This is a genomic window from Streptomyces sp. 2P-4 (genome assembly GCF_030167965.1).
Taxonomy (GTDB): Bacteria; Actinomycetota; Actinomycetes; order Streptomycetales; family Streptomycetaceae; genus Streptomyces; species Streptomyces globosus_A.
On the sequence record NZ_CP095011.1, the window covers coordinates 3037558 to 3063362 of the forward strand.

At 72.4% G+C, this 25805-nt stretch carries 27 protein-coding genes; 11 read left to right on the forward strand and 16 right to left on the reverse strand.

Annotation, left to right across the window (positions count from 1 at the left end; genetic code table 11):
• Positions 1–23 precede the first annotated feature (23 nt).
• Positions 24–479 (reverse strand): Lrp/AsnC family transcriptional regulator, encoded by a 456-nt coding sequence (locus MUK52_RS13025; RefSeq protein ID WP_114053642.1) that lies wholly within the window; start codon positions 477–479, stop codon positions 24–26.
• 123 nt (positions 480–602) lie between these two features.
• Between MUK52_RS13025 and MUK52_RS13030 the strand changes: the two genes are divergently transcribed.
• On the forward strand, positions 603–737 hold the full coding sequence (locus MUK52_RS13030; protein WP_260615096.1) for a hypothetical protein: 135 nt from the start codon (positions 603–605) through the stop codon (positions 735–737).
• Here the strand turns inward: MUK52_RS13030 and MUK52_RS13035 are convergent.
• A complete protein-coding gene (locus MUK52_RS13035; RefSeq protein WP_114053641.1) occupies positions 734–1417 on the reverse strand; it encodes a UbiX family flavin prenyltransferase in 684 nt (227 codons plus the stop codon). The two genes, MUK52_RS13030 and MUK52_RS13035, sit on opposite strands and share 4 nt — an antisense overlap.
• A 97-nt stretch (positions 1418–1514) precedes the next feature.
• Here MUK52_RS13035 and MUK52_RS13040 point away from each other — a divergent pair, with 97 nt between their 5' ends.
• Positions 1515–2135 carry a rhomboid family intramembrane serine protease gene (locus tag MUK52_RS13040; protein WP_114053640.1) on the forward strand — a complete coding sequence of 207 codons (621 nt, stop codon included), beginning with the start codon at positions 1515–1517 and terminating at the stop codon, positions 2133–2135.
• Here the strand turns inward: MUK52_RS13040 and MUK52_RS13045 are convergent.
• The 4 genes from MUK52_RS13045 to MUK52_RS13060 form a co-directional block, all read right to left on the reverse strand.
• Entirely contained in the window at positions 2125–2712 is a 588-nt protein-coding gene (locus tag MUK52_RS13045) for a Uma2 family endonuclease (protein WP_114053639.1), read from the reverse strand. The two genes, MUK52_RS13040 and MUK52_RS13045, sit on opposite strands and share 11 nt — an antisense overlap.
• A gap of 78 nt (positions 2713–2790) precedes the next feature.
• Positions 2791–3720: a menaquinone biosynthesis prenyltransferase MqnP gene (mqnP, locus tag MUK52_RS13050; protein ID WP_284581703.1), complete on the reverse strand. Its 930-nt coding sequence runs from the start codon at positions 3718–3720 to the stop codon at positions 2791–2793.
• The gene (locus tag MUK52_RS13055; protein WP_246042277.1) at positions 3720–4187 is read right to left on the reverse strand and encodes a hypothetical protein; all 468 of its coding nucleotides are present in this window, start codon (positions 4185–4187) and stop codon (positions 3720–3722) included. Before MUK52_RS13055 ends, mqnP begins: the two co-directional genes overlap by 1 nt.
• Positions 4184–5641 (reverse strand): menaquinone biosynthesis decarboxylase, encoded by a 1458-nt coding sequence (locus MUK52_RS13060; RefSeq protein ID WP_114053638.1) that lies wholly within the window; start codon positions 5639–5641, stop codon positions 4184–4186. The genes MUK52_RS13055 and MUK52_RS13060 overlap by 4 nt, the downstream gene beginning before the upstream one ends.
• A gap of 89 nt (positions 5642–5730) precedes the next feature.
• On the opposite strand from MUK52_RS13060, the gene MUK52_RS13065 reads away from it, so the two are divergent.
• Entirely contained in the window at positions 5731–6126 is a 396-nt protein-coding gene (locus MUK52_RS13065; RefSeq protein WP_114053637.1) for a PLD nuclease N-terminal domain-containing protein, read from the forward strand.
• A gap of 19 nt (positions 6127–6145) precedes the next feature.
• On the opposite strand, the gene MUK52_RS13070 is transcribed toward MUK52_RS13065, so the two are convergent.
• The 7 genes from MUK52_RS13070 to hemL form a co-directional block, all read right to left on the reverse strand.
• Complete coding sequence (locus MUK52_RS13070; protein ID WP_284576291.1) at positions 6146–6607, reverse strand: SRPBCC domain-containing protein; 462 nt, start codon at positions 6605–6607, stop codon at positions 6146–6148.
• 87 nt (positions 6608–6694) lie between these two features.
• Positions 6695–7777, reverse strand: a complete 1083-nt coding sequence (ccsB, locus tag MUK52_RS13075; RefSeq protein WP_114053635.1) for a c-type cytochrome biogenesis protein CcsB — start codon at positions 7775–7777, stop codon at positions 6695–6697.
• A complete protein-coding gene (gene resB / locus MUK52_RS13080) occupies positions 7774–9519 on the reverse strand; it encodes a cytochrome c biogenesis protein ResB (RefSeq protein WP_284576292.1) in 1746 nt (581 codons plus the stop codon). The genes ccsB and resB overlap by 4 nt, the downstream gene beginning before the upstream one ends.
• 13 nt (positions 9520–9532) lie before the next feature.
• Entirely contained in the window at positions 9533–10312 is a 780-nt protein-coding gene (locus MUK52_RS13085; RefSeq protein WP_114053633.1) for a cytochrome c biogenesis CcdA family protein, read from the reverse strand.
• A gap of 4 nt (positions 10313–10316) precedes the next feature.
• Positions 10317–10937: a TlpA family protein disulfide reductase gene (locus tag MUK52_RS13090; RefSeq protein WP_114053632.1), complete on the reverse strand. Its 621-nt coding sequence runs from the start codon at positions 10935–10937 to the stop codon at positions 10317–10319.
• Between the two features lie 67 nt (positions 10938–11004).
• Positions 11005–11679: a histidine phosphatase family protein gene (locus MUK52_RS13095; RefSeq protein WP_114053631.1), complete on the reverse strand. Its 675-nt coding sequence runs from the start codon at positions 11677–11679 to the stop codon at positions 11005–11007.
• Positions 11676–13010 carry a glutamate-1-semialdehyde 2,1-aminomutase gene (gene hemL, locus MUK52_RS13100; RefSeq protein WP_114053630.1) on the reverse strand — a complete coding sequence of 445 codons (1335 nt, stop codon included), beginning with the start codon at positions 13008–13010 and terminating at the stop codon, positions 11676–11678. The genes MUK52_RS13095 and hemL overlap by 4 nt, the downstream gene beginning before the upstream one ends.
• A 134-nt stretch (positions 13011–13144) precedes the next feature.
• Between hemL and MUK52_RS13105 the strand changes: the two genes are divergently transcribed.
• Positions 13145–13759, forward strand: coding sequence for a hypothetical protein (locus tag MUK52_RS13105; RefSeq protein ID WP_162793102.1), 615 nt, complete (start codon positions 13145–13147; stop codon positions 13757–13759).
• A gap of 103 nt (positions 13760–13862) precedes the next feature.
• A complete protein-coding gene (locus MUK52_RS13110) occupies positions 13863–14600 on the forward strand; it encodes a Mut7-C RNAse domain-containing protein (RefSeq protein WP_114053629.1) in 738 nt (245 codons plus the stop codon).
• Positions 14601–14627: 27 nt separating this feature from the next.
• Here the strand turns inward: MUK52_RS13110 and MUK52_RS13115 are convergent, their stop codons facing one another.
• Entirely contained in the window at positions 14628–15182 is a 555-nt protein-coding gene (locus tag MUK52_RS13115; RefSeq protein WP_246042275.1) for a hypothetical protein, read from the reverse strand.
• Positions 15183–15396: 214 nt separating this feature from the next.
• Here MUK52_RS13115 and MUK52_RS13120 point away from each other — a divergent pair, with 214 nt between their 5' ends.
• Positions 15397–16158: an SDR family NAD(P)-dependent oxidoreductase gene (locus tag MUK52_RS13120; protein ID WP_114053628.1), complete on the forward strand. Its 762-nt coding sequence runs from the start codon at positions 15397–15399 to the stop codon at positions 16156–16158.
• Positions 16159–16351: 193 nt separating this feature from the next.
• On the opposite strand, the gene MUK52_RS13125 is transcribed toward MUK52_RS13120, so the two are convergent.
• Complete coding sequence (locus MUK52_RS13125) at positions 16352–17545, reverse strand: RtcB family protein (RefSeq protein WP_284576293.1); 1194 nt, start codon at positions 17543–17545, stop codon at positions 16352–16354.
• Positions 17546–17737: 192 nt separating this feature from the next.
• Between MUK52_RS13125 and MUK52_RS13130 the strand changes: the two genes are divergently transcribed.
• The 3 genes from MUK52_RS13130 (at position 17738) to MUK52_RS13140 (ending at position 21202) form a co-directional block, all read left to right on the forward strand.
• The gene (locus MUK52_RS13130) at positions 17738–18625 is read left to right on the forward strand and encodes a DUF3558 domain-containing protein (protein ID WP_284576294.1); all 888 of its coding nucleotides are present in this window, start codon (positions 17738–17740) and stop codon (positions 18623–18625) included.
• A gap of 172 nt (positions 18626–18797) precedes the next feature.
• A complete protein-coding gene (locus MUK52_RS13135; protein ID WP_284576295.1) occupies positions 18798–19577 on the forward strand; it encodes a DUF3558 domain-containing protein in 780 nt (259 codons plus the stop codon).
• Between the two features lie 122 nt (positions 19578–19699).
• Positions 19700–21202 carry a DUF2637 domain-containing protein gene (locus MUK52_RS13140; RefSeq protein WP_284576296.1) on the forward strand — a complete coding sequence of 501 codons (1503 nt, stop codon included), beginning with the start codon at positions 19700–19702 and terminating at the stop codon, positions 21200–21202.
• 82 nt (positions 21203–21284) lie between these two features.
• Here MUK52_RS13140 and lysS read toward each other — a convergent pair whose 3' ends face one another.
• Positions 21285–23009 carry a lysine--tRNA ligase gene (gene lysS, locus MUK52_RS13145; protein ID WP_114053623.1) on the reverse strand — a complete coding sequence of 575 codons (1725 nt, stop codon included), beginning with the start codon at positions 23007–23009 and terminating at the stop codon, positions 21285–21287.
• A 216-nt stretch (positions 23010–23225) separates the two neighbouring features.
• On the opposite strand from lysS, the gene argS reads away from it, so the two are divergent.
• Both argS and MUK52_RS13155 read left to right on the forward strand, forming a co-directional pair.
• Positions 23226–25019 (forward strand): arginine--tRNA ligase, encoded by a 1794-nt coding sequence (gene argS / locus MUK52_RS13150; protein ID WP_284576297.1) that lies wholly within the window; start codon positions 23226–23228, stop codon positions 25017–25019.
• Between the two features lie 157 nt (positions 25020–25176).
• Positions 25177–25785, forward strand: a complete 609-nt coding sequence (locus tag MUK52_RS13155) for an NAD(P)H-dependent oxidoreductase (RefSeq protein ID WP_284576298.1) — start codon at positions 25177–25179, stop codon at positions 25783–25785.
• The last annotated feature ends 20 nt before the right edge of the window (positions 25786–25805 follow it).

A 25805-nucleotide genomic window follows, 5' to 3' on the forward strand; every position in this document is an offset into this window, starting at 1 on the left:
CTGCCAACCCTGCAACCGTACTCTCAGCGCTCGGCGGGCAGTTCCCCGACCCGGTTCTCCCACTTCGTCGACAGCACGATCGTGGTGCGGGTGCGGGAGACGCCCTTGGTGCCGGAGAGCTTCCGGATGATCTTCTCCAGGCCGTCCACGTCGCTCGCGCGGACCTTCAGCATGTAGGAGTCGTCGCCGGCGATGAACCAGCAGTCCTCGATCTCGGCGAGGTCCCGCAGGCGGCGGGCGACGTCCTCGTGGTCGGCGGCGTCGGAGAGGGAGATGCCGATCAGCGCGGTGACGCCGAGGCCGAGGGAGGCCGCGTCGACGGTCGCGCGGTAGCCGGTGATGACACCGGCCGACTCCAGCCGGTTGATCCGGTCCGTGACGCTGGGGCCGGACAGGCCGACGAGCCGGCCCAGCTCCGCGTACGAGGCGCGTCCGTTCTCCCGGAGTGCCTGGATGAGCTGCCTGTCCACCGCGTCCATATGCCTGGAGCCTTCCATTGTTCGGCGATGCTGCAAGTTTACGTATAGAATCAAAGGCGCACAGGGTCAACACCCTGTGAATCTGTCAACAGATCAATGACGATCTTCAGGAGTGGTGTACCCGTGTACACGATCGAGATGGCCTACGCGCACATGCGACAGCTTCAGGAGCTGGCCAACCGATCCCGCACCGACAAGCCCGCAGCCGCCTACCAGGTGGACAGGACCCGCAAGCCGCACACCGCGAAGAAGCGCTAGCCACCGCTTGCCTCCCGGGAGCGGGACGCTCCACCGAGCTCCCCCTCCCACCGGCGGTACAGCCCGTGCGGCACCCCTGCCGCGTCGAGCACCCGCCCCGCGACGAAGTCCACCAGGTCCTGGATGTGCGTCGCACCCGCATAGAACGCCGGAGAGGCGGGCAGCACGACCGCGCCCGCCTCGTCCAGCGCCACCAGCTGCTTCAGCGTCTGGCCGCTCAGCGGGGTCTCCCGCACCGCGACCACCAGACGGCGCCGCTCCTTGAGCGTCACGCTCGCGACCCGCTGCAGCAGGTCCTTCGACAGCCCGAGCGCCACCCCCGCCACACAGGCCGTGGACGCCGGCACGATCAGCATCCCCTGCACCGGGTACGAGCCCGAGCTCGGCCCGGCCGCCAGGTCCCCCGCGGCCCAGTACCGGACGTCGCCGTCCGGCACCGCGAACACCCCGGGCTTGCCGTCCGCGCCGCGGGCCAGCCACTGCGCGAGGTCGTCGCGCCAGTGCGCGTCGCGGAAGGCGATGCCCGTCTCGTCCAGCAGGGTCAGCCGCGCGGCCCGGCTCACCACCAGGTCCACACTCTCGCCCGCCGCGAGCAGCCCCCGGATCACCGAAGCCGCGTACGGCGTCCCGGAAGCCCCGGAAACCCCCACCACCCAGGGGGTGCGCTTGCGCTCTGTCATGGCTACGAGACTATCCGGCCACACCGGGCGGGCACTCGCTAAGGTGTCCCGGACGTTCCCGGGGGGAACGGAGCACGACACCCAGGGGGCGAAGCGGATGAGCAGCAGCACGATCGAGCCGACATGGAGCCGGACGGAACGGGCCAAGGCGGCGGCCAAGCTGATGCTGGGCTGGGTGGCCCTGCTGTGGGTCCTGGAGGCGGTGGACTACGCCACCGGGCACGCCCTCGACCAGTACGGGGTGGTGGCCCGCGAACCGGACACCCTGCCCGGCGTCGTCACCGGGTCCTTCCTCCACTTCGGCTTCGACCACGTCGCCTCCAACAGCGTCCCGCTGCTGGTCCTCGGCTTCATAGCCGCCCTGTCCGGCATCCGACGCTTCCTCGCGGTCTGCGGGATCATCATCGTGGCCGAGGGCCTGGGCACCTGGCTGATCTCCCCGCCCGACACCATGACCCTGGGCGCCTCCGGGGTGGTCTTCGGCCTCTTCGGCTACCTGCTGGTACGCGGCTTCGTGGAGCGCAGGGTCCTCGGCGTCGCCGTGTCCCTGGCCATCGCCGCCTACTGGGGCACCACCATGCTCACCGGCATCCTCCCCCTCCACGAGGGCATCAGCTGGCAGGGCCACCTCTGCGGCCTCGTCGCGGGCATCGCCACGGCGGTCTACCACCGCCGCCCGACGCCGCCCCGCCCGGCGGGCGCCCGGCTCACGGGCTGACGGCAGAGGGGTCCACGGGCAGCCCCGAGGTGTCGACGGTGAGCTTGCCGATACCGGTCTCCACGACGACCGTCCCCCCGTACGCGACGGTGTCCGTACCCAGGTAACCGTCGGGGCCGGGGTTCCAGAACAACACGCAGTGCGCCTTGTAGGGGTCGAAGACGAGGTAGTGCGGGATCCCTCGGCGGGCATAGGCGCGGGGCTTCACGTCGTAGTCGTTGCGGCGGCTGCTCGGCGAAACCACCTCGACGGCCAGCTCGATCAGATCGGGCGAGTAGGCGCTGAGGTTCTTGGCCACTTCGGCGGCCGGGATCACGGCGAGGTCGGGGCAGAACTCGTTGTCGCCGTCGAACGGGATCGCGACATCGCTGAGGAAGCCCCACTGGTCGGGCATCTGGGGCTTCAGCGCACTCCACAGGTGCCAGATGGTGGCGTTGTGGTGCGGCTTCAGCGGACTCATCACGATGGCGCCCTCGACAATCTCCATCCGGTAGCCCGGGAACATGTCCTCGAACCGGCTGAGCTGTGAGTGCAGGCGGTCGCTCTCCGAGACGGTCACGTCGGCCTCCCTGTCCATGCACTCGATGGTAGGCCGCACGGTACGCATGTGGGCGGGGCATGCGCAGCCCCGTTCGGGCGGAGTCGTTCTTTCGGGTTACCAGTGCAGGCCGCGGACCACCAGGTCCAGGAGGGCGCACGCGAAGAGCGCGATCCCGATGAAGCCGTTCACCGTGAAGAACGCCCGGTTCAGGCGGGACAGGTCGTGCGGGGTGACGATCGTGTGCTCGTAGAGGAACGCCGCGACGACGACCGCCAGGCCGATCCAGAACAGCACGCCCGCGCCCGTGGCCACCGCGTACCAGGCCAGGAGGGCCGTGGTGACGGCGTGGGCGCCGCGGGCGCCCCACAGGGCGGCCGGGACGCCGAAGCGGGCCGGGACGGACCTGACACCCTCCGCCCGGTCGGCGGCCACGTCCTGGCAGGCGAAGATCAGGTCGAAGCCGCCGATCCACACGCCGACGGCCAGGCCCAGGATCACCGCGTCCCACGACCAGGCGCCGGTCACCGCGAGCCAGGCGCCGACCGGGCCCATCGCCTGGGCGAGGCCGAGGATGGCGTGCGGGTAGTTCGTGAACCGCTTGCCGTACGGGTAGACCACCATCGGCACGACCGCCACCGGCGCCAGCATCAGGCACAGCGGGTTCAGCAGGGCCGCCGCCCCGAGGAACACCGCCAGCGCGATCCCGGCCCCGGTCCACGCCGAGCGGACCGACACGGCGCCGGTGACCAGCTCGCGGCCCGCGGTGCGCGGGTTCCGGGCGTCGATCTCGCGGTCGATGATCCGGTTCGCGGCCATCGCGAAGGTCCGCAGCCCCACCATGCAGACGGTGACGAGCAGCAGCTCGGACCAGTGGACGGTGCGGTCGGCCTGGAACATCGCGGTCAGCGCGGCGATGTAGGCGAAGGGCAGCGCGAAGACGGAGTGCTCGATCATCACGAGCCGCAGGAACGCCTTCACCCTGCCGGGGGCCTGCGGTGCGGCGGGCCCGGTGCCGGGGCCGGCGACCCCGTCGGCGGTGGTCATCATGCGAGGGCCCTCCGGAAGTCCGCCAGGTCCGCGAGCAGGTCAGCGGTCGCCACCGGGCCCGTGGCGAGGGTCCAGGGGCCGCCGTCGTGGCCCTCGGGCGGGGTCACGCGGGCGGTGAAGGCCCAGCCGCCGTCCGCCGGGGCGCCGTCGAGGGCGAGTACGTCGCCGGCCTCCACCGTGAACGGCCCGGCGGCCGCGACGGCCGCCTGGAGCTGCTCGGCGAAGCCGTCGGCCTCGGTGTCGCGCAGTCCGGGCAGCTCGAAGCCGTCGCCTTCGCCGTCGTGCTCGGTGAGCAGGGTCCAGACGTTGCCGGGTCCGGCGAACTCCTCGGGGGAGACGCCCGCCTCCCGCGCCGCCTGGACGAGGTCCGGGTCGGCCGGGTCGAGCTGCGGGCGGACCAGGGCCACGTACGCGGTGTCGTCGCCGAGGAACAGGGCAGGGCCGGCCATGGCGCCGGCGCTCACAGCCCGTACTCCTTCCAGCGCCGGTCGACGAGAGCCGCCGTCGCCGGGTCGGACTCGACCATGTCGGGCCAGCCGCCGTCGCGGGTGTAGCCCTCCTCGGGGAGCTTCTTCGTCGCGTCGATGCCCGCCTTGCCTCCCCAGAACTGCTGGTAGGAGGCGTGGTCGAGGTGGTCGACGGGGCCCTCTACGACGGTGAGGTCGCGGGAGTAGTCGGTGTTGCCGAGTGCCCGCCAGGCGACCTCGTGCAGGTCGTGGACGTCGCAGTCCTTGTCGACCACCACGATCAGCTTCGTCAGGGACATCATGTGCGCGCCCCAGATCGCGTGCATGACCTTCTGGGCGTGCTTGGGGTACTTCTTGTCGATCGAGACGATCGCGCAGTTGTGGAAGCCGCCCGACTCCGGCAGGTGGTAGTCCACGATGTCCGGGACGATGATCTTCAGCAGCGGCAGGAAGAACCGCTCCGTGGCCCGGCCCAGCGGGCCGTCCTCGGTGGGCGGCCGGCCGACCACGATGGACTGGAGCAGCGGCCGCTTCCGCATCGTGATGCAGTCGATCTTCAGCGCGGGGAACGGCTCCTGCGGGGTGTAGAAGCCGGTGTGGTCGCCGAACGGGCCCTCGGGGAGCATCTCGCCGGGCTCCAGCCAGCCCTCGACCACGACCTCCGCCTGCGCGGGGACCTGGAGCGGGACGGTCTTGCAGTCGACCATCTCGATCCGCTTGCCGGCGACGAACCCGGCGAACAGGTACTCGTCGATGTCGCCGGGCAGCGGCGCGGTCGACGCGTAGGTGACGGCCGGCGGGCAGCCGAACGCGATGGCGACCGGCAGCCGCTCGCCGCGCTCCGCGGCGACCGCGTAGTGGTTGCGGCTGTCCTTGTGGATCTGCCAGTGCATGCCGATGGTGCGCTTGTCGTGGCGCTGGAGGCGGTACAGGCCGAGGTTGCGGACGCCGGTCTCGGGGTGCTTGGTGTGCGTCAGGCCCAGGTTGAAGAACGAGCCGCCGTCCTTCGGCCAGGTGAACAGGGCGGGCAGCCGGTCCAGGTCGACGTCGTCGCCGGTGAGGACGACCTCCTGGACGGGCGCCGCGTCCGCCTTCACCTTCTTCGGCGGGACGTGCACCATCGAGCCGAGCTTGCCGAAGGCCTCGCGGACGCCGACGAAGCCCTGGGGCAGCTCCGGCTTGAGCAGGCCGCCGATCTTCTCGCTGATCTCGGCGTAGGACTTCAGGCCGAGGGCCTTCAGCAGGCGGCGGTCGGTGCCGAAGACGTTCATCGCCAGGGGCATGTCGGAGCCCTTGACGTTCTCGAACAGCAGGGCCGGACCGCCCGCCTTGTTCACTCTGTCGACGATCTCCCCTACCTCCAGGTACGGGTCGACTTCGGCCTTGATGCGCTTGAGGTCGCCCTCCCGCTCCAGGGCCCGGAGCAGCGAGCGGAGATCGTCGTAAGCCATAGGGGCCAGTATCCGTCACCGGATACGCTGGACCTGTCACCGGGGCCGTCGATGCGAACCCCGCCATTGCTCACAGGGGGCTGCTCCACATGATCCGGGCGCTGATGTTCATCCTGCCGCTGGCGCTGACGATCTATGCGTTCATCGACTGCCTCAACACCCCCGAGGACGAGGCCAAGCACCTCCCCAAGGTCGTCTGGGTCATCATCATCCTGCTCTTCTGGATCGTCGGCCCGATCGTCTGGTTCGCCGCGGGCAAGATGCGCCGTCCTCCGGTGGGCGGCCGTACGCCCTCCGAGTGGCACCGCAACCACCGGCACGAGTGGGTCGCCCCCGACGACAACCCGGAGTTCCTCAGCTCCCTCCGCGAGGAGAACAAGAAGGACGAGGCCCTCCTCAAGGACTGGGAGGCGGACCTGCGGCGCCGCGAGGAAGAGCTGAAGCGGCGCGAGCAGGGCGAGGAGAAGGACAAGGGGCAGTCCTAGCGGGTGTCCCGCCACGGTCTCAGTGGGGCGGGGCAGCCGATCGCCCCGGGCCTGGGGCCGTGGCCGTCAGCACGGCTTCCAGCCGCTCGAAGCGGTCATGCCAGACGGCCAGGCCGCGTGCGCAGTCGCTGTCGGAGCCGTGCCGGTCGTCGGTGAAGCGGACCAGCGTGGAGTCCGTGCCCAGCGGCTCCAGGTAGAAGCGGATCCGGTCGTTCTCGTCCACCGTGTACTCCGCGACCCGTTCGACGTCCCAGGCCGTGACCCGGCCCGAGACCGTCTCGTCCTCGTCGAGCCAGTGCAGGGTCACGGCCCCGCCCAGGTGCCGTTCCAGCACGTCCGCATCCGCGAGCCAGCGGCGCAGCCCCTCCGGCGTGGTCAGGGCCGGCCAGACCGTCTCGTAGGCGCACGGCAGGTGCGGCTCGAAGTGCAGCAGGTAGCGGTCGCCGCTCCGGCGCTCGCTGGTGCCTTGCGGTGTCGGCATGGCACCAGCGTCGCCCTGGAGGCGCGGCCGCGCACCTCGGGCCCAAGCCCGGGGTGCGCAGCCGCGCGTGTACGGAGGACCGGGGGCTCAGACGCCCGCGTACGAGTGCTTGCCGTTGAGCAGGATGTTCACGCCGTAGTAGTTCCAGACCCAGCAGGCGAAGGCGAAGAGGGCCAGGTAGGCGGCCTTGCGGCCCTTCCAGCCGGCGGTGGCGCGGGCGTGCAGGTAGGCGGCGTACGCCACCCAGGTGACGAAGGACCAGACCTCCTTGGGGTCCCAGCCCCAGTAGCGGCCCCAGGCGTCGCCGGCCCAGATGGCGCCCGCGATGATCGTGAACGTCCACAGCGGGAAGACGGCCGCGTTGATGCGGTAGGAGAACTTGTCGAGCGAGGCGGCCGACGGGAAGCGCTCCAGCACCGAGGCGGCGATCTTCGAGGGGGTGCCGCCGGAGGCGATCTTGGCCTCGTACGAGTCGCGCAGCAGGTAGAGCACGGCGCCGGCCGCACCGAGGTAGAAGACGGCGCCGCAGAAGATCGCGGTGGAGACGTGGATCCACAGCCAGTACGAGTGCAGCGCGGGGACGAGCTGGTCGCTGTCGGTGTACAGCCAGGTGGTGGCGACGCCGAGGTCGAGCAGGACGGTGGTGATCAGGATCAGGCCGAGCCAGCGGACGTTCTTCTTCAGGGCGAGGAGCGCCAGGTACGTGCCGACGGCCACCGTGGAGAAGGTGATCGAGAACTCGTACATGTTGCCCCAGGGGGCGCGCTGCACGGAGGCGGCGCGGGCGACGACGCCGCCGGCCTGGAGGAGGAACCCGAGGACGGTCAGTGAGACGGCGATCCGGCCGTACAGGTCGCCCTGGGCGGTGCCGCCGGCGGCGCCGGGGCCGTCGGGGACGTCGCGGGAGCCGGGCGCGGACCGGGTGACGACCTTCGGCTTGTCCAGGACGGCGGTCGTGCCCTGGGAGCGGACCTGCACGGCGGGCGCGGCGGCCGCGGCGGGTGCGGTCGTCAGGGCCGCCGCGGTGCGGGCGACCTTGCTGCGGCTGCCGAAGGTCCACTCGGCGATGTGCGCGAGGAAGGCGAGCGTGTAGACCGCCATCGACGAGTAGACGAGGTAGTTGCTGATCTGCGCGAGGTTCTCGTTGACCTCGGCTGCGAGCGGCGTCATCCGCGCTCTCCTTCGACGGTTTCCGTGACAGGTCGTTCGGGCGCCGTGGGCGCCTGCTCGTGGAGGGCGGCGGCGAGCTGCCCCAGCTCCTCGGGGAGCCTGGCGGACTCGCTGCGGCCGAGTCCGGCCATCTCGACGACGGTGGTGCCGTCCGGGCCGGGGACGGCGCGGACCCAGATGCGGCGGCGCTGGATGAACAGCGACGCGGCGAGGCCGCCGATGGCGGCGACCGCCCCGCCGAGGGCGAGGCCGCTGCCGGGCTGGGCGGTGACGGAGAAGGTCGCCCAGCGCTCGATGCCCTCGAACCTGACGGTGCCGGCGCCGTCGGGGAGCTCCATGGTCTCGCCGACGAGCATGCGCTTCTTCAGCAGCTGCCCGTCGGCGTCCTTGAACTCCTTCATCTTGGCGGTGTTCAGCTGGTACACGTTCTGCGGCAGGCCGGAGTCGACGCCGAGGCTGCCGTGGTAGGCGCTGAGGGCGAGGACGGGGAACTTCAGGTCGGGGAACTGGGAGAGCATGGTGCCCTGGCCGGCGCCCGCGAAGGTCGGCACGAAGAGGGCGTTGAAGCCGAGCTGCTCCTTGACGCCGTCCTTGTTGCGGTAGCCGTCGGTGACCTTGACGGCGCCGGAGGAGCTGAGGTTGCCGTCGAACGGCAGCATCGGGACGGCGTCCTTGTAGACGACCTTGCCGGAGGGGTCGGTCACCGAGATGACCGGTGCGTAGCCGTGGCCGAGCAGGTAGACCTTGGCGCCGTCGACCTCCAGGGGCTTGTTGACCTGGATCCGGCGCTTCTGCGGTGTGCCGTCGGCGCCCTTGTGGAAGGTGACGTAGGCGGTGAAGTCGCGGGCGGTGCCCTTCTGGGGGCCGGATTCCTCGTAGCTGGCGGAGAAGTCGTCGAGTGTGAAGGAGAACGGCGGCAGGTCGTCGGTGCTGAAGAAGCTTCCGGACTTGAAGTCGTCGTACTGGGTGAGGGTGTTCGCGAAGCCGCTGCCGCGCAGGACGAGCTTGCCGCCCTCCGACTTGAAGAGCTGGCCCCAGGCGAACGCCACCAGCATCACGATCAGCGACAGGTGGAAGACGAGGTTCCCGGCCTCGCGCAGGTAGCCCTTCTCCGCGGCGACGGAGCCCTTGCCGGGATCGGTGCGGAAGCGGCCGCGGCCCAGGAGGGCCCTGGCGTGGGCGAGGACCTGCTCGGGCGGGGTGTCGGTGCGCCAGGTCGCGTACGCGGGCATGCGGTCCAGGCGGCGCGGGGCGCCGGGCGGGCGGCCCGTGAGCTGGCCGACGAACTGCCAGGTGCGGGGGATGATGCAGCCGATGAGGGAGACGAACAGCAGCAGGTAGATCGCGGAGAACCACACCGAGCTGTAGACGTCGAAGAGCTGGAGCTTCTCCGCGACCGGCACCCAGAACGCGTGGTCGCGCTTCCAGTCGGCGACCTTCAGCTCGTCGACCTGGTTCTGCGGGATGAGGGAGCCGGGGATGGAGCCCAGCGACAGCAGGAACAGCAGGATCAGCGCGACCCGCATGGAGGTGAGCTGCCGCCACATCCAGCGGGCCCAGCCGAGCACGCCGATGCCGACGGGGCCGGGGCCGTCCTCCGCGGGGGCGGTGGACAGCTGGGCGCCGGCGGCGGAGTCGGAGGAGTCGGCTTCGGAGTCGGCCCGGCCGGTGCCGGGGCGGTCGGAGGGTTCGTCCGCGGGCGGGTGCTGCGCCTCTGCGGACGCCTTGTCGGTCGTACTCATGTCCGTGTAGTCCTCAGATCCCCACCGTGAAGCCTTGGGTCCAGCTCTGCATGTCGTTCACGATGCTGCCCCACACTCCTGTGACGAGCAGCAGGCCGGTCGCGATCAGCATGCCGCCGCCGATGCGCATCACCCACGCATAGTGCCGCTTCACCCAGCCGAACGCGCCCAGCGCCTTGCGGAACGCGACCGCGGCGACGATGAACGGGATCCCCAGGCCCAGGCAGTAGGCGACGGTCAGCAGGGCGCCGCGCCCGGCGCTGGCCTGGTCGAGGGAGAGCGTGGTGACGGCGGCGAGGGTCGGGCCCATGCAGGGGGTCCAGCCGACGCCGAAGAGCACCCCGAGCAGGGGCGCGCCCAGCAGGCCGGCCGCCGGCTTCCGGTGGAAGCGGAACTCGCGCATCGTCAGGCCGGGGATCGCGCCCATGAAGAACAGCCCGAGGAGGATGACCAGGCCGCCCATGACCCGGGAGATGACCTCCTTGTTGCCGAGCAGGACGCTGCCGAACTGCCCGAAGAGGGCTCCCGTCGAGACGAAGACGGCGGTGAAGCCGAGGATGAACAGGCTCGCGCCGGCCACCATGCGGCCGCGCCGGGCCTCGGCGAGGTCGGCTCCGCTGACGCCGGTGACGTAGCTGAGGTAGCCGGGCACGAGCGGCAGCACGCACGGCGAGAAGAAGGAGACGAGGCCCGCCAGTACGGAGATGGGCAGGGCCAGCAGGAGGGCGCCGGACAGGACCGTGGTGTTCACGCCAGCCGGCTCGGCGGCCAGGGTGAGGAGCTCGGGGACCACGGGGTCACTGCTCCGCGAGCAGCGGGTCGATCATCGAGCGCAGCTGCTGCTCGCCCAGCGGGGCCAGGGTGCGCGCGGCGATCTTCCCCTCCTTGTCGAGGACGATCGTGGAGGGGATGGCGTTCGGGTTGAGGTTGCCGGCCGGGAAGCGGAGCAGGAGCTTGCCGGAGGGGTCGTACAGACTCGGGTACGTGATCTTGAAGTCGGCCTCGAAGGCGGCCGCGTTCTGCTTGCTCGTGTCGCGGGTGTTGATGCCGACGAAGGCGACGGGCTTGCCGGCGTCGGCGAGCTCCTGGGACACCTTCGCGAAGGACGGTGCCTCGGCCCGGCAGGGCGGGCACCACGAGCCCCACACGTTGAGGACGACGATCTTGCCCTTGAGCTCGGTCGTGTCGAGGGTCTTGCCGTCGACGGTCTCCCCGTCGAGCTTCGGCGCGTCGACGCGCTCGCCCTTGGCGACGGTGGAGATGCCGCTGGGGCCCGTCACGTAGTTGCCGCCGGATCCCGAGGACTTGGCGCCGTCCTCGCACGCCGTCAGGGTCAGGGCGCCTGCGGCGGCCACGGCGGTCAGCAGGAGGGCGCGGCCGCGGGCGGGGCGGCGGCGGGGGGCGCGGCCAGTTCTCATGTGAAAAGTTTCGCATGAGCGATTTGCCGATCTTCCGCGCCCCCCGGGGCCGGTGACAAGCCGCTGGTCAGGCCCCGAACGCCTTCGACTTGCCCTTGACGGGCCGCGCGCCGGCCAGCAGGTGCGGCGGGACCAGGTCGCGGGCGGGCTCGCTGTAGCCCACCGACACCAGACGGTCCCCCTGGTACGTGAACGAGGTCAGCGACGCCAGCGTGCACTGCCGGCGGCGCGGGTCGTGCCACAGGCGGCGCTTCTCCGCGAAGCTGCGGACGATCCAGATCGGCAGCTGGTGGCTGACCGCGACGGCCTCGTGGCCGCGGGCCGCGTCCCGCGCCGCCTCGATCGCGCTCATCATGCGGACGACCTGCTCCACGTACGGCTCGCCCCAGGACGGGCGGAACGGGTTGGTCAGGTGCCGCCAGTTGCCGGGCCTGCGCAGCGCGCCGTCGCCGACGCCGAAGGTCTTGCCCTCGAAGACGTTCTCCGCCTCCAGCAGCCGGGCGTCGGTCGCGATCTCCAGGCCGTGGGCCTTCGCGACGGGCTCCGCCGTCTCCTGGGCCCGCTCCAGCGGCGAGGAGACGACGTACGCGACGTCGCGGTCCCGGAGGTGCTCGGCGACCCGGTCGGCCATGCGGCGGCCCAGCTCGGAGAGGTGGTAGCCGGGGCGGCGGCCGTAGAGGACGCCGTCGGGGTTGTCGACCTCGCCGTGGCGCATCAGGTGGACGACGGTGGTGTCGCTCATGCGGAGGCCTCCGGGGCGGCCTGCGCGGCGGCGCGGGCGGCGGCGGGCAGGGCGGCGGCGATCCGCTCGACGGCGGCGTCGTCGTGGGCGGTGGAGACGAACCACGACTCGAAGGCGGACGGGGGCAGGTAGACGCCCTGCGACAGCATCGAGTGGAAGAACGCGTTGAAGCGGAAGGACTCCTGCTGCTTCGCCTCGTCGTAGTTGCGGACGGGGTCCGCGGTGAAGAAGACGGAGAACATGTTGGAGGCGGTCTGCACCCGGTGGGCGACGCCCTCCTTGGCCAGCGCGTCCGTGACCAGGCCCTGGATCCGCTCCGAGACGGCGTCGACCGCGGCGTACGCGGCGTCGTCGAGGAGGCGCAGCTGGGCGAGGCCGGCGGCGGTGGCGACGGGGTTCCCGGACAGGGTGCCGGCCTGGTAGACGGGGCCGGCGGGCGCGAGGTGGGCCATCACGTCGGCGCGGCCGCCGAACGCGGCGGCGGGGAAGCCGCCGCCCATGACCTTGCCGAAGGTCATCAGGTCGGGGCGGACGCCGTCGACGCCGTACCAGCCGGCCCGCGAGGTGCGGAAGCCGGTCATGACCTCGTCGGAGATGTACAGCGCGCCGTTGTCCCGGCACAGGTCGGCGAGGCCCTGGTTGAAGCCCTCGGCGGGGGTGACGACGCCCATGTTGCCCGGGGCGGCCTCGGTGATCACGCAGGCGATCTCGCCCGGGTGCGCGGCGAACGCGGCCCGTACCGCTTCGAGGTCGTTGTAGGGGAGCACGATGGTGTCGCCGGCCTGGGCGCCGGTGACACCGGGGGTGTCCGGAAGCGCGAAGGTCGCCAGACCGGAACCGGCGGCGGCGAGCAGCGCGTCCACGTGGCCGTGGTAGCACCCGGCGAACTTCACGACCTTGGAGCGGCCCGTGAAGCCGCGGGCCAGGCGGATCGCGGACATGGTCGCCTCCGTACCGGAGGACACCAGGCGGACCTGCTCGACCGGCTCGATCCGGGCGGTGATCTCCTCGGCGAGCGCCACCTCGCCCTCGCCGGGGGTGCCGAAGGAGGTGCCGCGGGCCACCGCGGCCTGGATGGCCTCGACCACGGCCGGGTGGGCGTGGCCGAGGATCATCGGCCCCCAGGAGCAGACGAGGTCGACGTACTCGCGGCCGTCGGCGTCGGTCAGGTACGGACCGGTACCGGACACCATGAACCGGGGCGTTCCGCCCACGGCGCGGAACGCGCGGACCGGAGAGTTCACGCCGCCGGGCGTCACGAGGGACGCGCGGTCGAAGAGAGTCTGCGAGACTTTGGCTTCATACGGGTACGGGTAGCTCACACGAGCCATGGTCTCATCAGGCCGCGACCGACTTGCGGACGGGCGTTTCACCGCGCCGCCCCGGGGGAGGTCACTGCCATGATGATCAGGCTGCGTGGCGGCAGCCGCGGGGCCGGGGCAGGCAAGACCAGTCGGGTGGAGATATGCAACGCGGTGGTGGACCGGGCGAGGGTACGGACGACCTCGACCCGAAGCGCGCCCGCGAGGCCCGCGAAGCCCGCCGCCGCGGCAGGCACCGCCGCCGCGCCGCGGACGCGGCCGAGCCCGTGCCCGCGCCGGCCGCGGAGGAGCTCGACAGCCTGGCGCCCAAGGGCCGCGGCATGGGCGTGACGTACAAGTACTTCGGCGCGCCGGACGGCGCGACGGCGGCCCGCGTGCCCGTGACCATGCGGCCGGAGGAGCTCGGCGGCGACGAGCTCGGCATGGGCGGCATGTTCACGAAGATCAAGCCGGAGACCATGGCGGCGATGGTGCTGACCGGCATCCAGGGCATACCCCTGCACAAGGTGCCGCCGCTGGAGCTGGTCGTCCTGCACCCGGACTACGCGGTGGTCAAGCTGCCGACGACGGTCGTGGACCCGCTGCGCGACGTCGGCGAGGAGTCCGTCGGCGCGGCCGCGTTCATCTGGTCCACGGTGCCCGACCGCGGGGGCCCGCGGGACGCGTTCAACGTCTACCAGCTGCTGCACGAATGGCAGGATTTCAGCCAGCGCCTCCACGAGGCGGGCCACCAGCCGTACTGCCTGGTCTGGCCCTGACCGGCCGCCGCGCGCGGGGTGCGCCCCGCACCGCCCGCCGCGGTGCGGCCGGGACCCCGTAATTCGGCCGCGCGGGCAGCCCCGCGATGGCATCCTGGGCAGCGTGAACGGACCCGGCATCCACCTCACCCTCGCCCCTGAACTCCGCCTGTTCGCCCCGCCCGCCCGGCGCGCCGAACGGGTCCCGACCGCCACGGACGGAGCCTCCAGCCTCGGCCACGTCGTCGAGTCCGCGGGTGTCCCGCTGACGGAGGTCGGCCGGCTCCTCGTCGACGGCCGCGAGGAGCCCTTCTCGTACGTGCCCCGCCCCGGCGAGAGCGTCGAGGTGCTCGGCGTGGACCGGCCGCAGCAGGTCGCCGGCGCCCCGCTGCGGTTCCTCCTCGACGTGCACCTGGGCACCCTCGCGCGCCGCATGCGGCTGCTCGGCGTGGACGCCGCCTACGAGAACGAGGACATCGGCGACCCCGCCCTCGCCACCCGCTCCGCGGACGAGCGGCGCGTGCTGCTCTCCCGCGACCGCGGGCTGCTGCGCCGCCGCGAGATCTTCGCCGGCGCGTACGTGTACAGCGACAACCCCGACGAGCAACTGCGGGACGTCCTGGGCCGGTTCGCGCCCGCGCTCGCCCCGTGGACGCGCTGCACCGCCTGCAACGGGACACTGCGCGACGCCGACAAGGAGAGCGTCGGCGACCGCCTGCAGAGCGGCACGCACCGCTCGTACGACGTGTTCGCGCAGTGCACGTCCTGCGAGCGCGTCTACTGGCGGGGCGCGCACCACGCCCGCCTGGAGCGCATCGTCACCGACGCGGTCGAGGAGTTCGGGGGCGTGGCGGCGCCGTAGGGCCTGTCCGCCGCGGGTGCGCGCCGGTCAGAAGGCGTAGGTGTCGCCCGTGTCCAGGGCGAGGACCGCGTGCTGGTTGTTGGCGAGGTCGCGGTCGGCGGCACCGCCGTCCCACCAGGTGTCGATGCGGACGACGACCTCGGGGACCGGCTCCTTCAGGCCCAGCACGAGCCCGATGTGCCGGCCCTGCCCGTGCCGGGGCAGCGGCCCGGTCTCGCAGACCACCTCGCGCGCCCCGGCCCGTACGCAGCCCGCCGCCAGGTCCTGCCGGTCGGCGAGCTCGGCGGACAGGCGCAGCCGCACGGTGGAGTCGGGGAGCTCGGAGGGCCCCTCGTTCCACGGCACGAGCCACACCCGCAGCTCGCCCCGGGAGAGGGCGACCCTGCCGTGGTAGGCCACGTCGGCCTCCGGGGCGGCCGCGGCCGCCGCGGCAGGCCCGCCGGGGTCCGGGCCGGCGGTCCCGGCTGCCGCGGCCGCGCCGGGGGCGCCGCACAGCAGCCCCACCGCGCCGGCCAGACCTGCGAACCCCATCACCACACTGCGAGCGGCACCACGGCGCACCGCCACCACCTCCTCGTCCACGCGCGGAGGCTAGCCCGCAGCCGCACCCGGCCGGTCGGACCATCACACGAACGAGGGCGGGTCCTCCCCCATCCGGCAGGCCCCCGCACCGCGGCGGGCGGGCCCGTGCCCGGCAGCGGCCCGCGCCTATGCTGGCGGTTGTCCGCCGTACGAACACACACACACGCACGCGCGCACCCCACCGCGCGCGGGCGCCATGCAGGAGGAGCCGCACATGAGCACGGCCACCCGGACCGCCGTAGTCACCGGCGCGAGCAGCGGCATCGGCGCGGCCACCGCCCGGCAGCTGGCCGAGGCCGGCTACCGCGTCGTCCTCACCGCCCGCCGCAAGGACCGCATCGAGGACCTCGCCGCCGAGCTGGGCGCGGCCGGGCTGTCCGCGGCCGCGTACGCCCTGGACGTCACCGACCGGGCCGCCGTCGACGCCTTCGCCGCCTCCCTCGACCGCTGCGACGTCCTGGTCAACAACGCGGGCGGGGCGCTCGGCGCCGACCCGGTCGCCACCGGCGACCCCGCCGACTGGCGCACGATGTACGAGGTCAACGTCATCGGCACCCTGCACGTCACCCAGGCCCTGCTGCCCGCCCTGACCGCCTCCGGCGACGGCACCGTCGTCGTGCTGTCGTCCACGGCGGGGCACGGCACGTACGAGGGCGGCGCCGGCTACGTCGCCGCGAAGAACGGCGCCCGTGTCCTGGCGGAGACGCTGCGCCTGGAGATCGTCGGCCTGCCGGTGCGCGTCATCGAGATCGCCCCGGGCATGGTCAGGACGGAGGAGTTCGCGAAGACCCGCTTCCGCGGCGACGAGGAGAAGGCGGCCAGGGTCTACGCGGGCGTGGCCGAGCCCCTCACCGCCGAGGACGTGGCCGACACGATCGCCTGGGCGGTGACCCGCCCCTCCCACGTCAACATCGACCTCCTGGTCGTCCGCCCCCGCGCCCAGGCCTCGAACACGAAGGTCCACCGCGAGCTCTGAGCACCCCGGCCGCGCCCGGGGCACGAGCCGGGCGGCCCCTCAACCCCGTCCGGGTGACTGCGCACGCCCTGACGCTGACTCCCCGCCGACCTGCTGCTCGACGGGGACCCGGGCTGACCCGGAACCGACGGAGGAGCCCCGGCCGGCCGGTGCCGGCCGGGGCTCCTCCGTCCCCCCGTGTCCGCGTGCGGGCTCAGCCCTTCACGCAGATGACCTGCCTGAGCCTGGCCACGACCTCGACCAGGTCGGTCTGCTGGTCGATGACCTGCTCGATGGACTTGTAGGCGCCGGGGATCTCGTCCACCACGCCCGTGTCCTTGCGGCATTCGACGCCCCTGGTCTGCTCCGCCAGGTCCCGCGCCGAGAACCGCTTCTTCGCCGCCGTGCGGCTCATCTTCCGGCCCGCCCCGTGGGAGGCCGAGTTGAAGGACAGCTCGTTGCCGAGGCCCTTCACGATGTACGAGCCCGTGCCCATCGAGCCCGGGATGATCCCGTAGTCGCCGCTGCCGGCGCGGATCGCGCCCTTGCGGGTGACCAGCAGGTCCATGCCGTCGTACCGCTCCTCCGCCACGTAGTTGTGGTGGCAGCTGATCTCCCGCTCGAAGGAGACCTTCGCCTTGCGGAACTCCCGCCGGACGACCTCCTTGAACAGGCTCATCATCGCGGCCCGGTTGTACTTGGCGTACTCCTGCGCCCAGAAGAGGTCACTGCGGTACGCCTCCATCTCGGGCGTCGCCGCGAGGAAGACCGCGAGGTCCCGGTCGACGAGGTTCTGGTTGTGGTCGAGGCCCCGCGCCACGCCGATGTGGTGGTCGGCGAGCTCGTTGCCGATGTTCCGGGAGCCCGAGTGCAGCATGAGCCACACCGAGCCCGCCTCGTCGAGGCAGAACTCGATGAAGTGGTTGCCGCTGCCCAGCGTGCCGATCTGCTTCGCCGCCCGCTCGCGCCGGAACTTCACGGCGTCCGCGAGGTGGTCGAAGCGGTCCCACAGCCGCGCGTACCCCTCCACCGGGAACCCGTACAGCCGGTCGGCGTCGACGGGGTCGCGGTGCATGCCCGCCCCGACCGGGATCGCCCGCTCGATCTTCGACCGGAGCCCCGACAGGTCGCCCGGCAGGTCGTTCGCCGTCAGGGAGGTCTTCACGGCGGACATGCCGCAGCCGATGTCGACGCCGACGGCCGCCGGGCAGACGGCGTCCTTCATCGCGATCACCGAGCCGACCGTGGCGCCCTTGCCGTAGTGGACGTCCGGCATGACGGCCAGGCCCTTGATCCACGGCAGGGTGGCGGTGTTCTGGAGCTGCCGCATGGCACTCGGCTCGACGGACGCCGGATCGGTCCACATCCGGATGGGGACGTGCTCCCCCGCAACCTCGAAGTGCGACATAACGGCTTAATCCCCCGAAAACCATGGAAAAATCAGAATCTGCAAAACCCTCGCTCATGCCCCCAAAGCAGACAGGGGACCGGCGCCGGGACCGGCGTGTGCGATAGACATTGTGTCCATCCGCGCCCAAAGCGCGGCAACGCATTTTCCTGACCGCCGGGCGGCCGGGGCGGTCGAAGGGAGCCAGAGGACGTGCAGCGCAAGGCGGTACGGCGGGTCCTGCCGGGCATCGCGGTGCTCACCGCACTCATGGCCGGCATGGCCGGCCTGACCGGGTGCACCGGCGGAGGCGGCGGCGGGGCCGACACCGATTCGAAGTCCGGCGACAGCTCCCCCTCCCCCGCGCCCGCCGGGAAGTACCGCAGCCTGCCCTCCCCCTGCCGGTCGGTCGACGGCAAGCGGCTGCGGACCATGCTGCCGGCCGCGCCCGGCCTCACCGAGGAGGACCGCGAGCGGATCTACGCCGGGGCCGCCGACACCTCCTACGACGCCGACCGGCACGTCGGCTGCCGCTGGAGCGCGCAGACGCCCGAGGAGACCCGCCTGCTCTCGGTCGGCTTCGAGCGGGTCGTCTCGTACGACCGGACCGCCATGAGCGACGACGACAAGGCCCGCCAGGTCTACGTCCGCCGCCTCACCGACGCCCGCCTGCCCTTCCCCGGCCCCGCCGCCACCCCCGGCGCCCCGGCCTCCCCCGGCGCCGCCCCGGCGTCGAGCCCCGCGCCCGCGGCCCCGCCGGCCTCCCCGCCGCCGGCCCCCACCGGTGCGCCCCCCGCCTCCGGGTCCCCCGCCGCGCCGGGCAGCGGCGCACCCACGCCGTCGCCGTCCCCGTCCGAGCTCGGCTCCCGCGTCCTCGAAGGCCTCGGCGCCGAGGCGTTCATCGAGGACAAGCTGGGCGCGGCCGGCGCCAGCGCCGCCCAGTCCCGCACCGTGCGGGTCGTCTTCCGCACCGCGAACGTCATCGTCACCGTCGAGTACAGCGTCCAGCCCGCCGTGCCTGGCGCCGTCCCCTCCAGCACCGAAACCCAGGACAAGGCGCGGCAGCTGGCGCAGGCGCTCGTCGAGCGCTTCAGCGACTGACGGCGGCGGCCGGGGCCCCGCGGCACCCCGGCGCGACACCCCGGCGTGACGGCGCGCACAGCAGCCGCGCGCCCGGTGGGGCTACCGTTGCACGGGTCCCGCGCCCGCGCCGCGTCCGTACCGCGCCCCCACCGCTCCACACGAACGCGTCCCTCAACGTAGTGAAGGAACCATGCACCGATCTGCTTCGCGCCTCACCCGGGTGCTCGCCTGCGCCGCCGTCGTCCCGGTCATATTCGCCGCCGCCGGATGCTCGTCCGACTCGGACAAGGGCAAGGGCTCCGGATCCGGCGACGGCAAGAAGTCCGGCGCGTCGGCGTCCGCCACGCCTGGCGGGAAGCCGAAGGTCGAGCTGGAGAAGGCCCGCTTCGCCACGCTCCCCGAGCCGTGCAAGACCCTCCAGTCCAAGACCGTCGAGACCCTCGTCCCGGACGCGAAGGACACCAACGGCACGGCGACCAAGTCCAACGACCTGGGCAGCCGCGCCAGCTGCTCCTGGAACGGCCTGAAGACGGACGGCCTGAAGGGCTCCCAGTACCGCTGGCTGTCGGTCTCCCTGGTCCGCTACGACTCCCACGCCTCCCTCGGCAGCGCCACCAAGCGCGCCGAGGAGCAGTACGCCAAGCAGATCGAGACCGCGAAGGCCACCGAGGGCGCGACCGACGTCAAGGCCGAGGCCGTCGCCGAGACCGGCGACCAGGCCACCTCCATCGTCTTCGGCGTGAAGAAGGACGTGGACTTCGCGAACACGACGGTCGTCGCGCGCACCCACAACGTGGTCGTCACCCTCGACTACAACGGCGCCGCCTACGAGGGCGCCGGGGCACCGGATCACGCCAAGCTGCTCCAGGACGCCGTCGCCGCGGCCAAGGAGATCGTCGCCTCCGTCGACGCCGCCAACCAGGAGCAGAAGCAGCCCGAGCAGCAGCCTTCCCCGGCCGCGTCCCAGTAGCAGGCACCGACGCCGCGGCGCGCAGCGGACCGGGCACCCTTACTGGAGGCTGACATTCAGTCACCCGTACAGTCACCCGTACGCTGTGCCTGCCGTGGCACGACAAGGGGAGGAGATCGCGGGTGGCCGCGATGCAGCTGACTCGTACGCACCGAATACTCATCGGCGTGGTCGTCGCGGGTGCCGTCGTCATCGCGGGGATCGGCTTCGCGGGCTCGTACTCCGCGGTCCGCGAACTCGCGCTGAAGAAGGGGTTCGGGGACTTCTCGCTGGTCTTCCCGATCGGCATCGACGCGGGCATCTGCGTCCTGCTGTCGCTGGACCTGCTGCTGACGTGGATCCGGATCCCCTTCCCGCTGCTGCGCCAGACGGCGTGGCTGCTGACCGCGGCGACGATCGCGTTCAACGGCGCCGCGGCCTGGCCCGACCCGCTGGGCGTCGGCATGCACGCGGTGATCCCCGTGCTGTTCGTCGTCACCGTGGAGGCGGCCCGGCACGCGGTGGGCCGGATCGCCGACATCACCGCGGACCGGCACATGGAGGGCGTCCGCATCACGCGCTGGCTGCTCTCCCCCATCCCCACCTTCAAGCTGTGGCGCCGGATGAAGCTGTGGGAGCTGCGCTCCTACGAGCAGGCCGTCGGGATGGAACAGGACCGGCTGATCTACCAGGCCCGGCTCCAGGCCCGGTACGGGCGCGCCTGGCGCCGCAAGGCGCCGGTCGAGGCGCTGATGCCGCTGCGGCTGGCCCGCATCGGCGTACCGCTGTCGCAGACGGCCCCCGAGGGGCTGGCCGCGGCCGGCATCGAGCCCGCGCTGCTGCCGCCCGTGGAGACGGCGGCGACGGCCCCCGCGCTGGCGGCGGGCGCGGCGGCCGCGCAGTCGCAGGCCGTGGCCGTGGCCGGTCCGGGCGGACAGGCGCCGCAGGGCCCGCACGGACAGCCGGTGCCGGCCGGGCCCGGGCAGGACGCGCAGCCCGGGGTGCAGGCGCAGCCCGGGACCCCGGCGCAGCCCGAGACCCCGGCGCAGGCCGAGGCCCGGGCGGCCTGGCTGCAGGCCCACGGCCTCCCGCACCACGCTCCGCCGCCGTTCGCCGTGGATCCGACGGCCATGCCCGCGGCCCACAACAGCGCCTGGTTCGCCGCGCCGAAGGCTCCGCAGACCGCGTACGAAAGCGGCTACAACCCGCAGTACGTCGAGGGCCTGGAGCCCACCCCGGTGCTGCCGCCGACCGGCCCCGAGCTGCCGGACACCGAGCAGGACCTGGCCGACCGGCAGGCCCTCGCCGCCCAGCTCGAGGCCCGCGCCGCCCAGCGCGCCCTGGACGCGCAGGCGGAGACCGACGGCCAGGGCGCCCTCTTCCCGGCCGCACCGGAGGGGGCGGCGTCCGCGGAGGCGGAGGCGGAGGCCGAGATCGACGAGGTGAAGTTCGCGGAGGCCGCGTACGAGGTCTTCCGGGCGTACATCGACGAGAACGGCGGCTTCCCGACCCCGGAGCAGCTGGAGATACACCTCCAGGACCGCATGGGGATCGTGCACCCGCGCAGCGCCTCCGCCCTGCGCCGCCTGATGCCGGAGCTGAAGCAGCGCTACCAGCGCGACCTGGAGAACGAGCACATCGCCTGAGCGCCTCCGGCACCGCCCGGGCGGTGAGGAAGCGGAAAGGGGGCCCGCCGGACGTCCGGCGGGCCCTCCGTCGTACGGCCGGTCAGACCGCCAGCAGCTTGCGGACGCGGTCCGCGCCGACCGCCAGCAGCAGCGTCGGCAGGCGCGGGCCGGTCTCACGGGTGACGAGCAGGCGGTACAGCAGCGCGAAGAAGCTGCGCTGCGCGACCTTCAGCTCGGGCGTCGGCTTGGCGTCGGGCTCCAGCCCGGCCATCACCTTCGGCACGCCGTAGACGAGCGTGGTCAGCCCGTCGAGCGACCAGTGCGAGTCGAGGCCCTCCAGCAGCAGCGCCAGCGAGCGGCGCGCCTCGTCGTCCAGGGAGGCGAGCAGCTCCGTGTCGGGCTCCTCGCGCACCAGGGTCCGCTGGTCGGCCGGGACCTGGGTGGTGATCCAGTTCTCGGCGCGGTCCAGGCGGGGCCGGACCTCGTCGAGGGAGGCCAGCGGCTGCGACGGGTCGAGGTCCGCCAGGATGCGCAGCGTCTGCTCGTCGTGGCCGGCGGTGATGTCGACGACCGAGGCGAGCGTGCGGTACGGCAGCGGGCGCGGGGTGCGCGGCAGCTCGTGCGAGGCGACGCGCACGGCGCGGGTGTGCGCGGCGGCGTCGGCGGGGAGCACCGAGCCGTCGGCGACCTTCGCCTCCAGCTTGTCCCACTCGTCGTACAGGCGCTGGATCTCCTGGTCGAAGGCGATCTTGAAGCTCTGGTTCGGCCTGCGGCGGGCGTACAGCCAGCGCAGCAGCTGCGGCTCCATGATCTTCAGCGCGTCGGAGGGGGTCGGGACGCCGCCCTTCGAGGACGACATCTTGGCCATGCCGCTGATGCCGACGAACGCGTACATCGGGCCGATCGGCTGCTCGCCGCCGAAGATGTGCACGATCTGGCCGCCGACCTGGAAGGACGAGCCGGGCGAGGAGTGGTCGACACCGGACGGCTCGAAGACGACGCCCTCGAAGGCCCAGCGCATCGGCCAGTCGACCTTCCAGACGAGCTTGCCGCGGTTGAACTCCGACAGCTTCACCGTCTCGGTGAACTCGTCCTCGGTGCAGACGTACGTCAGCTCGGTCGTCTCGTCGTCGTACGAGGTGACCTTGGTGAAGTCCTTGCCGCACTCGCCGCAGTACGGCTTGTACGGGAAGTACTCGGCGCCCTCGGCGCTGCCGTCGTCCTCGCCGGCCGCGCCGGAGCCCTCGGCGGCCTCCAGCTCGGCCTCGTCGACCGGCTTCTGCGACTTCTTCGCGGCCTTCGGCTTGGTGCGGTACTGGGCGAGGACGGCGTCGATGTCGCCGCGGTGCCTCATCGCGTGCAGCACCTGCTCGCGGTACGCGCCCGAGGTGTACTGCTCGGTCTGGCTGATCGGGTCGTACTCGACACCGAGCTCGGCCAGGGCCTCGACCATGGCGGCCTTGAAGTGCTCGGCCCAGTTCGGGTAGGGGGACCCCTCGGGCGCGGGCACGGAGGTCAGCGGCCGGCCGATGTGCCCGCCGTGCGACTCCTCCGTGACGCCCGCAATGCCCTTGGGCACCTTGCGGTAGCGGTCGTAGTCGTCCCACGACAGGACGTGGCGGACCTCGATGCCGCGGCGGCGGATCTCGTCGGCGACCAGGTGCGGGGTCATGACCTCGCGCAGGTTGCCCAGGTGGATCGGGCCGGAGGGGGAGAGTCCGGACGCGACGACGACAGGTTTGCCGGGTGCTCGGCGCTCCGCCTCGGCGATGACCTCGTCCGCGAAACGGGAGACCCAGTCGGTCTCGGTGCTGCTCTGAGCCACGACACGTCCTTCTATCTCGAATGCTGGCTTCAGCCATTCTCCCAGACGGAACCCGCCGCTCCTTGGTTGCCCGGCGGCCGGTACAAGGAGCCCGGCGGCCGGTACAAGCCGGGAAACGGGATGCGGCCGCGTGGGATACTCGGCCCTTGTCGGAACGAACAACCCCGCGCCCCGGCGGACACCGCGCCAGGGGCACACTCACAGGAACGGCAGCTCATGGCCTCGGTCCCTTCCCTCGCCTCCTCCGTCCACCAGCGCGTCGCCGACGCCCTCGCCTCCGCCCTGCCGGAGGCCGGTGCGGCCGACCCGCTGCTGCGACGAAGCGACCGGGCCGACTTCCAGGCCAACGGCATCCTGGCGCTGGCGAAGAAGGCCAAGGCCAACCCGCGCGAGCTGGCGGCCACCGTCGTGGGCGGCCTCGACAAGGGCGGCGTCATCGAGGAGATCGAGGTCTCCGGCCCCGGCTTCCTCAACATCACCGTCTCCGACCGGGCGATCGTCGAGACGCTCGCGGCGCGCGCCGCCGACGACCGCCTCGGCGTCCCCGTCAACCCGGACGCCGGCACCACCGTGATCGACTACGCGCAGCCGAACGTGGCCAAGGAGATGCACGTCGGCCACCTGCGGTCGGCGGTCATCGGCGCGGCGATGGTCGAGATCCTCGAATTCACCGGCGAGCAGGTCGTGCGCCGCCACCACATCGGCGACTGGGGCACCCAGTTCGGCATGCTCATCCAGTACCTGATCGAGCACCCGCACGAGCTGGACCACAAGGCCGCGGAGCCGGCCGCCGGGGACTCCGACGCCGCCGAGGCGGCCGGCGAAGAGGCCATGTCCAACCTGAACCGGCTGTACAAGGCGTCGCGCGCGCTCTTCGACGCCGACGAGGAGTTCAAGACCCGCGCCCGCGCCCGCGTCGTCGACCTCCAGGCCGGCGACGAGCAGACCCTCGCCCTGTGGCAGCGGTTCGTCGACGAGTCGAAGATCTACTTCTACTCGGTCTTCGACAAGCTCGACATGGACATCCGCGACGCCGACATCGTCGGCGAGTCCGGCTACAACGACATGCTCGCCGAGACCTGCCGCCTGCTGGAGGAGTCCGGCGTCGCCGTCCGCTCCAACGGCGCGCTGTGCGTCTTCTTCGACGAGTACAAGGGCCCCGACGGCCAGCCCACCCCGCTGATCGTCCAGAAGTCCGACGGCGGCTTCGGCTACGCCGCCACCGACCTGTCGGCGATCCGCGACCGCGTCGGCAGCCTCAAGGCGAGCACCCTGCTGTACGTGGTCGACGCCCGCCAGTCGCTGCACTTCAAGATGGTCTTCGAGACCGCCCGCCGCGCCGGCTGGCTCCAGGAGGGCACCAAGGCCGTCCAGCTCGCCTTCGGCACCGTGCTCGGCGCCGACGGCAAGCCGTTCAAGACCCGCGAGGGCGAGACGGTCCGGCTGGTCGACCTGCTCGACGAGGCCGTCGACCGGGCCACGGCCGTCGTCCGCGAGAAGGCGGAGAAGGCCGGCCTGAGCGAGCCCGAGATCGTCGAGAACGGCCGGCACGTCGGCATCGGCGCCGTCAAGTACGCCGACCTGTCCACGTCCGCCGCGCGCGACTACAAGTTCGACCTCGACCAGATGGTCTCGCTCAACGGCGACACCTCCGTCTACCTCCAGTACGCGTACGCCCGCATCCGGTCCATCCAGCGCCGCCTCGCCGACACCGCGCCCAAGGCGCACCCGGAGCTGCCGCTGGCGCCGGCCGAGCGCGCGATGGGCCTGCACCTCGACGGCTTCGGCGAGCTCATCGCCGACGCCGCCGCCGAGTACGCCCCGCACAAGCTCGCCGCGTACCTGTACCAGCTCGCCTCGCACCTGACCGCCTTCTACGACCAGTGCCCCGTCATGAAGGCCGACACCCCGGAGCAGCAGGAGAACCGCCTCTTCCTGATCGACCTGACGGCGCGGACCCTGGCCAAGGGCATGGGCCTGCTGGGCATCCGCACCCCCGAGAAGCTCTGACGCCTCGCGCGTCCCGCCTGCTCCGCGACGCCCCCGGGCCGGCAGCCCCGAGCTGCCGGGCCGGGGGCGGCTCCGTTTCGGGCGGGTGCCGCCAAGTACGGTGTCCCCGGCGGCCGTTGACGGAACCGGCGGTCGGTACGGGGAGGGCACGCACACGATGAAGGCAGGCGTCTACCTGGCGCACCCGCGGAGCGGGAGCTTCAACCACGCGCTGTTCGAGGCCGTCACGGCCGAACTCGCCGCCCGCGGCTGCGAGGTGCACGCGCACGACCTGTACGCGGAGGGGTTCCCGCCGCTGCTCGCGGCGCAGGAGACGGAGACCGTCGACGCGCCCGCCGCCGCCACGGACCCGCGGGTCGAGGCGCACCGCCGCGAGGTCGCCGGCCTCGACGCGCTGGTCTTCGTCCACCCCAACTGGTGGGGCATGCCGCCGGCCGTCCTGGCCGGCTGGGTCCAGCGGGTCCTCGTCCCCGGCGTCGCCTACAAGCTCGGCACGGCGCAGGGGGAGCCCGCCGGCCTGCTGCGCGCCGACCGCGCGCTGGTCCTGAACACCTCCGACACCCCCGAGGAGCGGGAGGCGGGCGAGTTCGGCGACCCGCTGCAGCGCATCTGGGCGGCGTGCGTCCTGCCGTACACCGGCGCGCGCGACGTCCGCCGCCGCGTCTTCCGCACCGTCTCCGACTCCACACCGCGGCAGCGCACCGCCTGGCTGGCGGAAGCCCGCGCCCTGGCCGCCGCCCTGGTCACGGACCCGCCCGCCGCCTGAGCGCCGTCCGGGACCCGGCA

Bases quoted from the DNA above. Each gene is read 5' to 3' on its own strand.
- MUK52_RS13090 (WP_114053632.1), bottom strand. From the start codon at position 10,937: ATGAGAACTGGCCGCGCCCCCCGCCGCCGCCCCGCCCGCGGCCGCGCC.
- ccsB (WP_114053635.1), bottom strand. From the start codon at position 7,777: ATGACGCCGCTCGCAGCCGAGGTCAACGAGAACCTCGCGCAGATCAGC.
- MUK52_RS13070 (WP_284576291.1), bottom strand. From the start codon at position 6,607: ATGCCGACACCGCAAGGCACCAGCGAGCGCCGGAGCGGCGACCGCTAC.
- argS (WP_284576297.1), top strand. From the start codon at position 23,226: ATGGCCTCGGTCCCTTCCCTCGCCTCCTCCGTCCACCAGCGCGTCGCC.
- hemL (WP_114053630.1), bottom strand. From the start codon at position 13,010: ATGGCTCGTGTGAGCTACCCGTACCCGTATGAAGCCAAAGTCTCGCAG.
- MUK52_RS13155 (WP_284576298.1), top strand. From the start codon at position 25,177: ATGAAGGCAGGCGTCTACCTGGCGCACCCGCGGAGCGGGAGCTTCAAC.
- MUK52_RS13060 (WP_114053638.1), bottom strand. From the start codon at position 5,641: ATGGCTTACGACGATCTCCGCTCGCTGCTCCGGGCCCTGGAGCGGGAG.
- MUK52_RS13120 (WP_114053628.1), top strand. From the start codon at position 15,397: ATGAGCACGGCCACCCGGACCGCCGTAGTCACCGGCGCGAGCAGCGGC.
- MUK52_RS13125 (WP_284576293.1), bottom strand. From the start codon at position 17,545: ATGTCGCACTTCGAGGTTGCGGGGGAGCACGTCCCCATCCGGATGTGG.
- MUK52_RS13025 (WP_114053642.1), bottom strand. From the start codon at position 479: ATGGACGCGGTGGACAGGCAGCTCATCCAGGCACTCCGGGAGAACGGA.
- MUK52_RS13065 (WP_114053637.1), top strand. From the start codon at position 5,731: ATGATCCGGGCGCTGATGTTCATCCTGCCGCTGGCGCTGACGATCTAT.
- MUK52_RS13135 (WP_284576295.1), top strand. From the start codon at position 18,798: ATGCACCGATCTGCTTCGCGCCTCACCCGGGTGCTCGCCTGCGCCGCC.
- MUK52_RS13045 (WP_114053639.1), bottom strand. From the start codon at position 2,712: ATGGACAGGGAGGCCGACGTGACCGTCTCGGAGAGCGACCGCCTGCAC.
- MUK52_RS13105 (WP_162793102.1), top strand. From the start codon at position 13,145: ATGCAACGCGGTGGTGGACCGGGCGAGGGTACGGACGACCTCGACCCG.
- MUK52_RS13035 (WP_114053641.1), bottom strand. From the start codon at position 1,417: ATGACAGAGCGCAAGCGCACCCCCTGGGTGGTGGGGGTTTCCGGGGCT.
- resB (WP_284576292.1), bottom strand. From the start codon at position 9,519: ATGAGTACGACCGACAAGGCGTCCGCAGAGGCGCAGCACCCGCCCGCG.
- MUK52_RS13040 (WP_114053640.1), top strand. From the start codon at position 1,515: ATGAGCAGCAGCACGATCGAGCCGACATGGAGCCGGACGGAACGGGCC.
- mqnP (WP_284581703.1), bottom strand. From the start codon at position 3,720: ATGACCACCGCCGACGGGGTCGCCGGCCCCGGCACCGGGCCCGCCGCA.
- MUK52_RS13095 (WP_114053631.1), bottom strand. From the start codon at position 11,679: ATGAGCGACACCACCGTCGTCCACCTGATGCGCCACGGCGAGGTCGAC.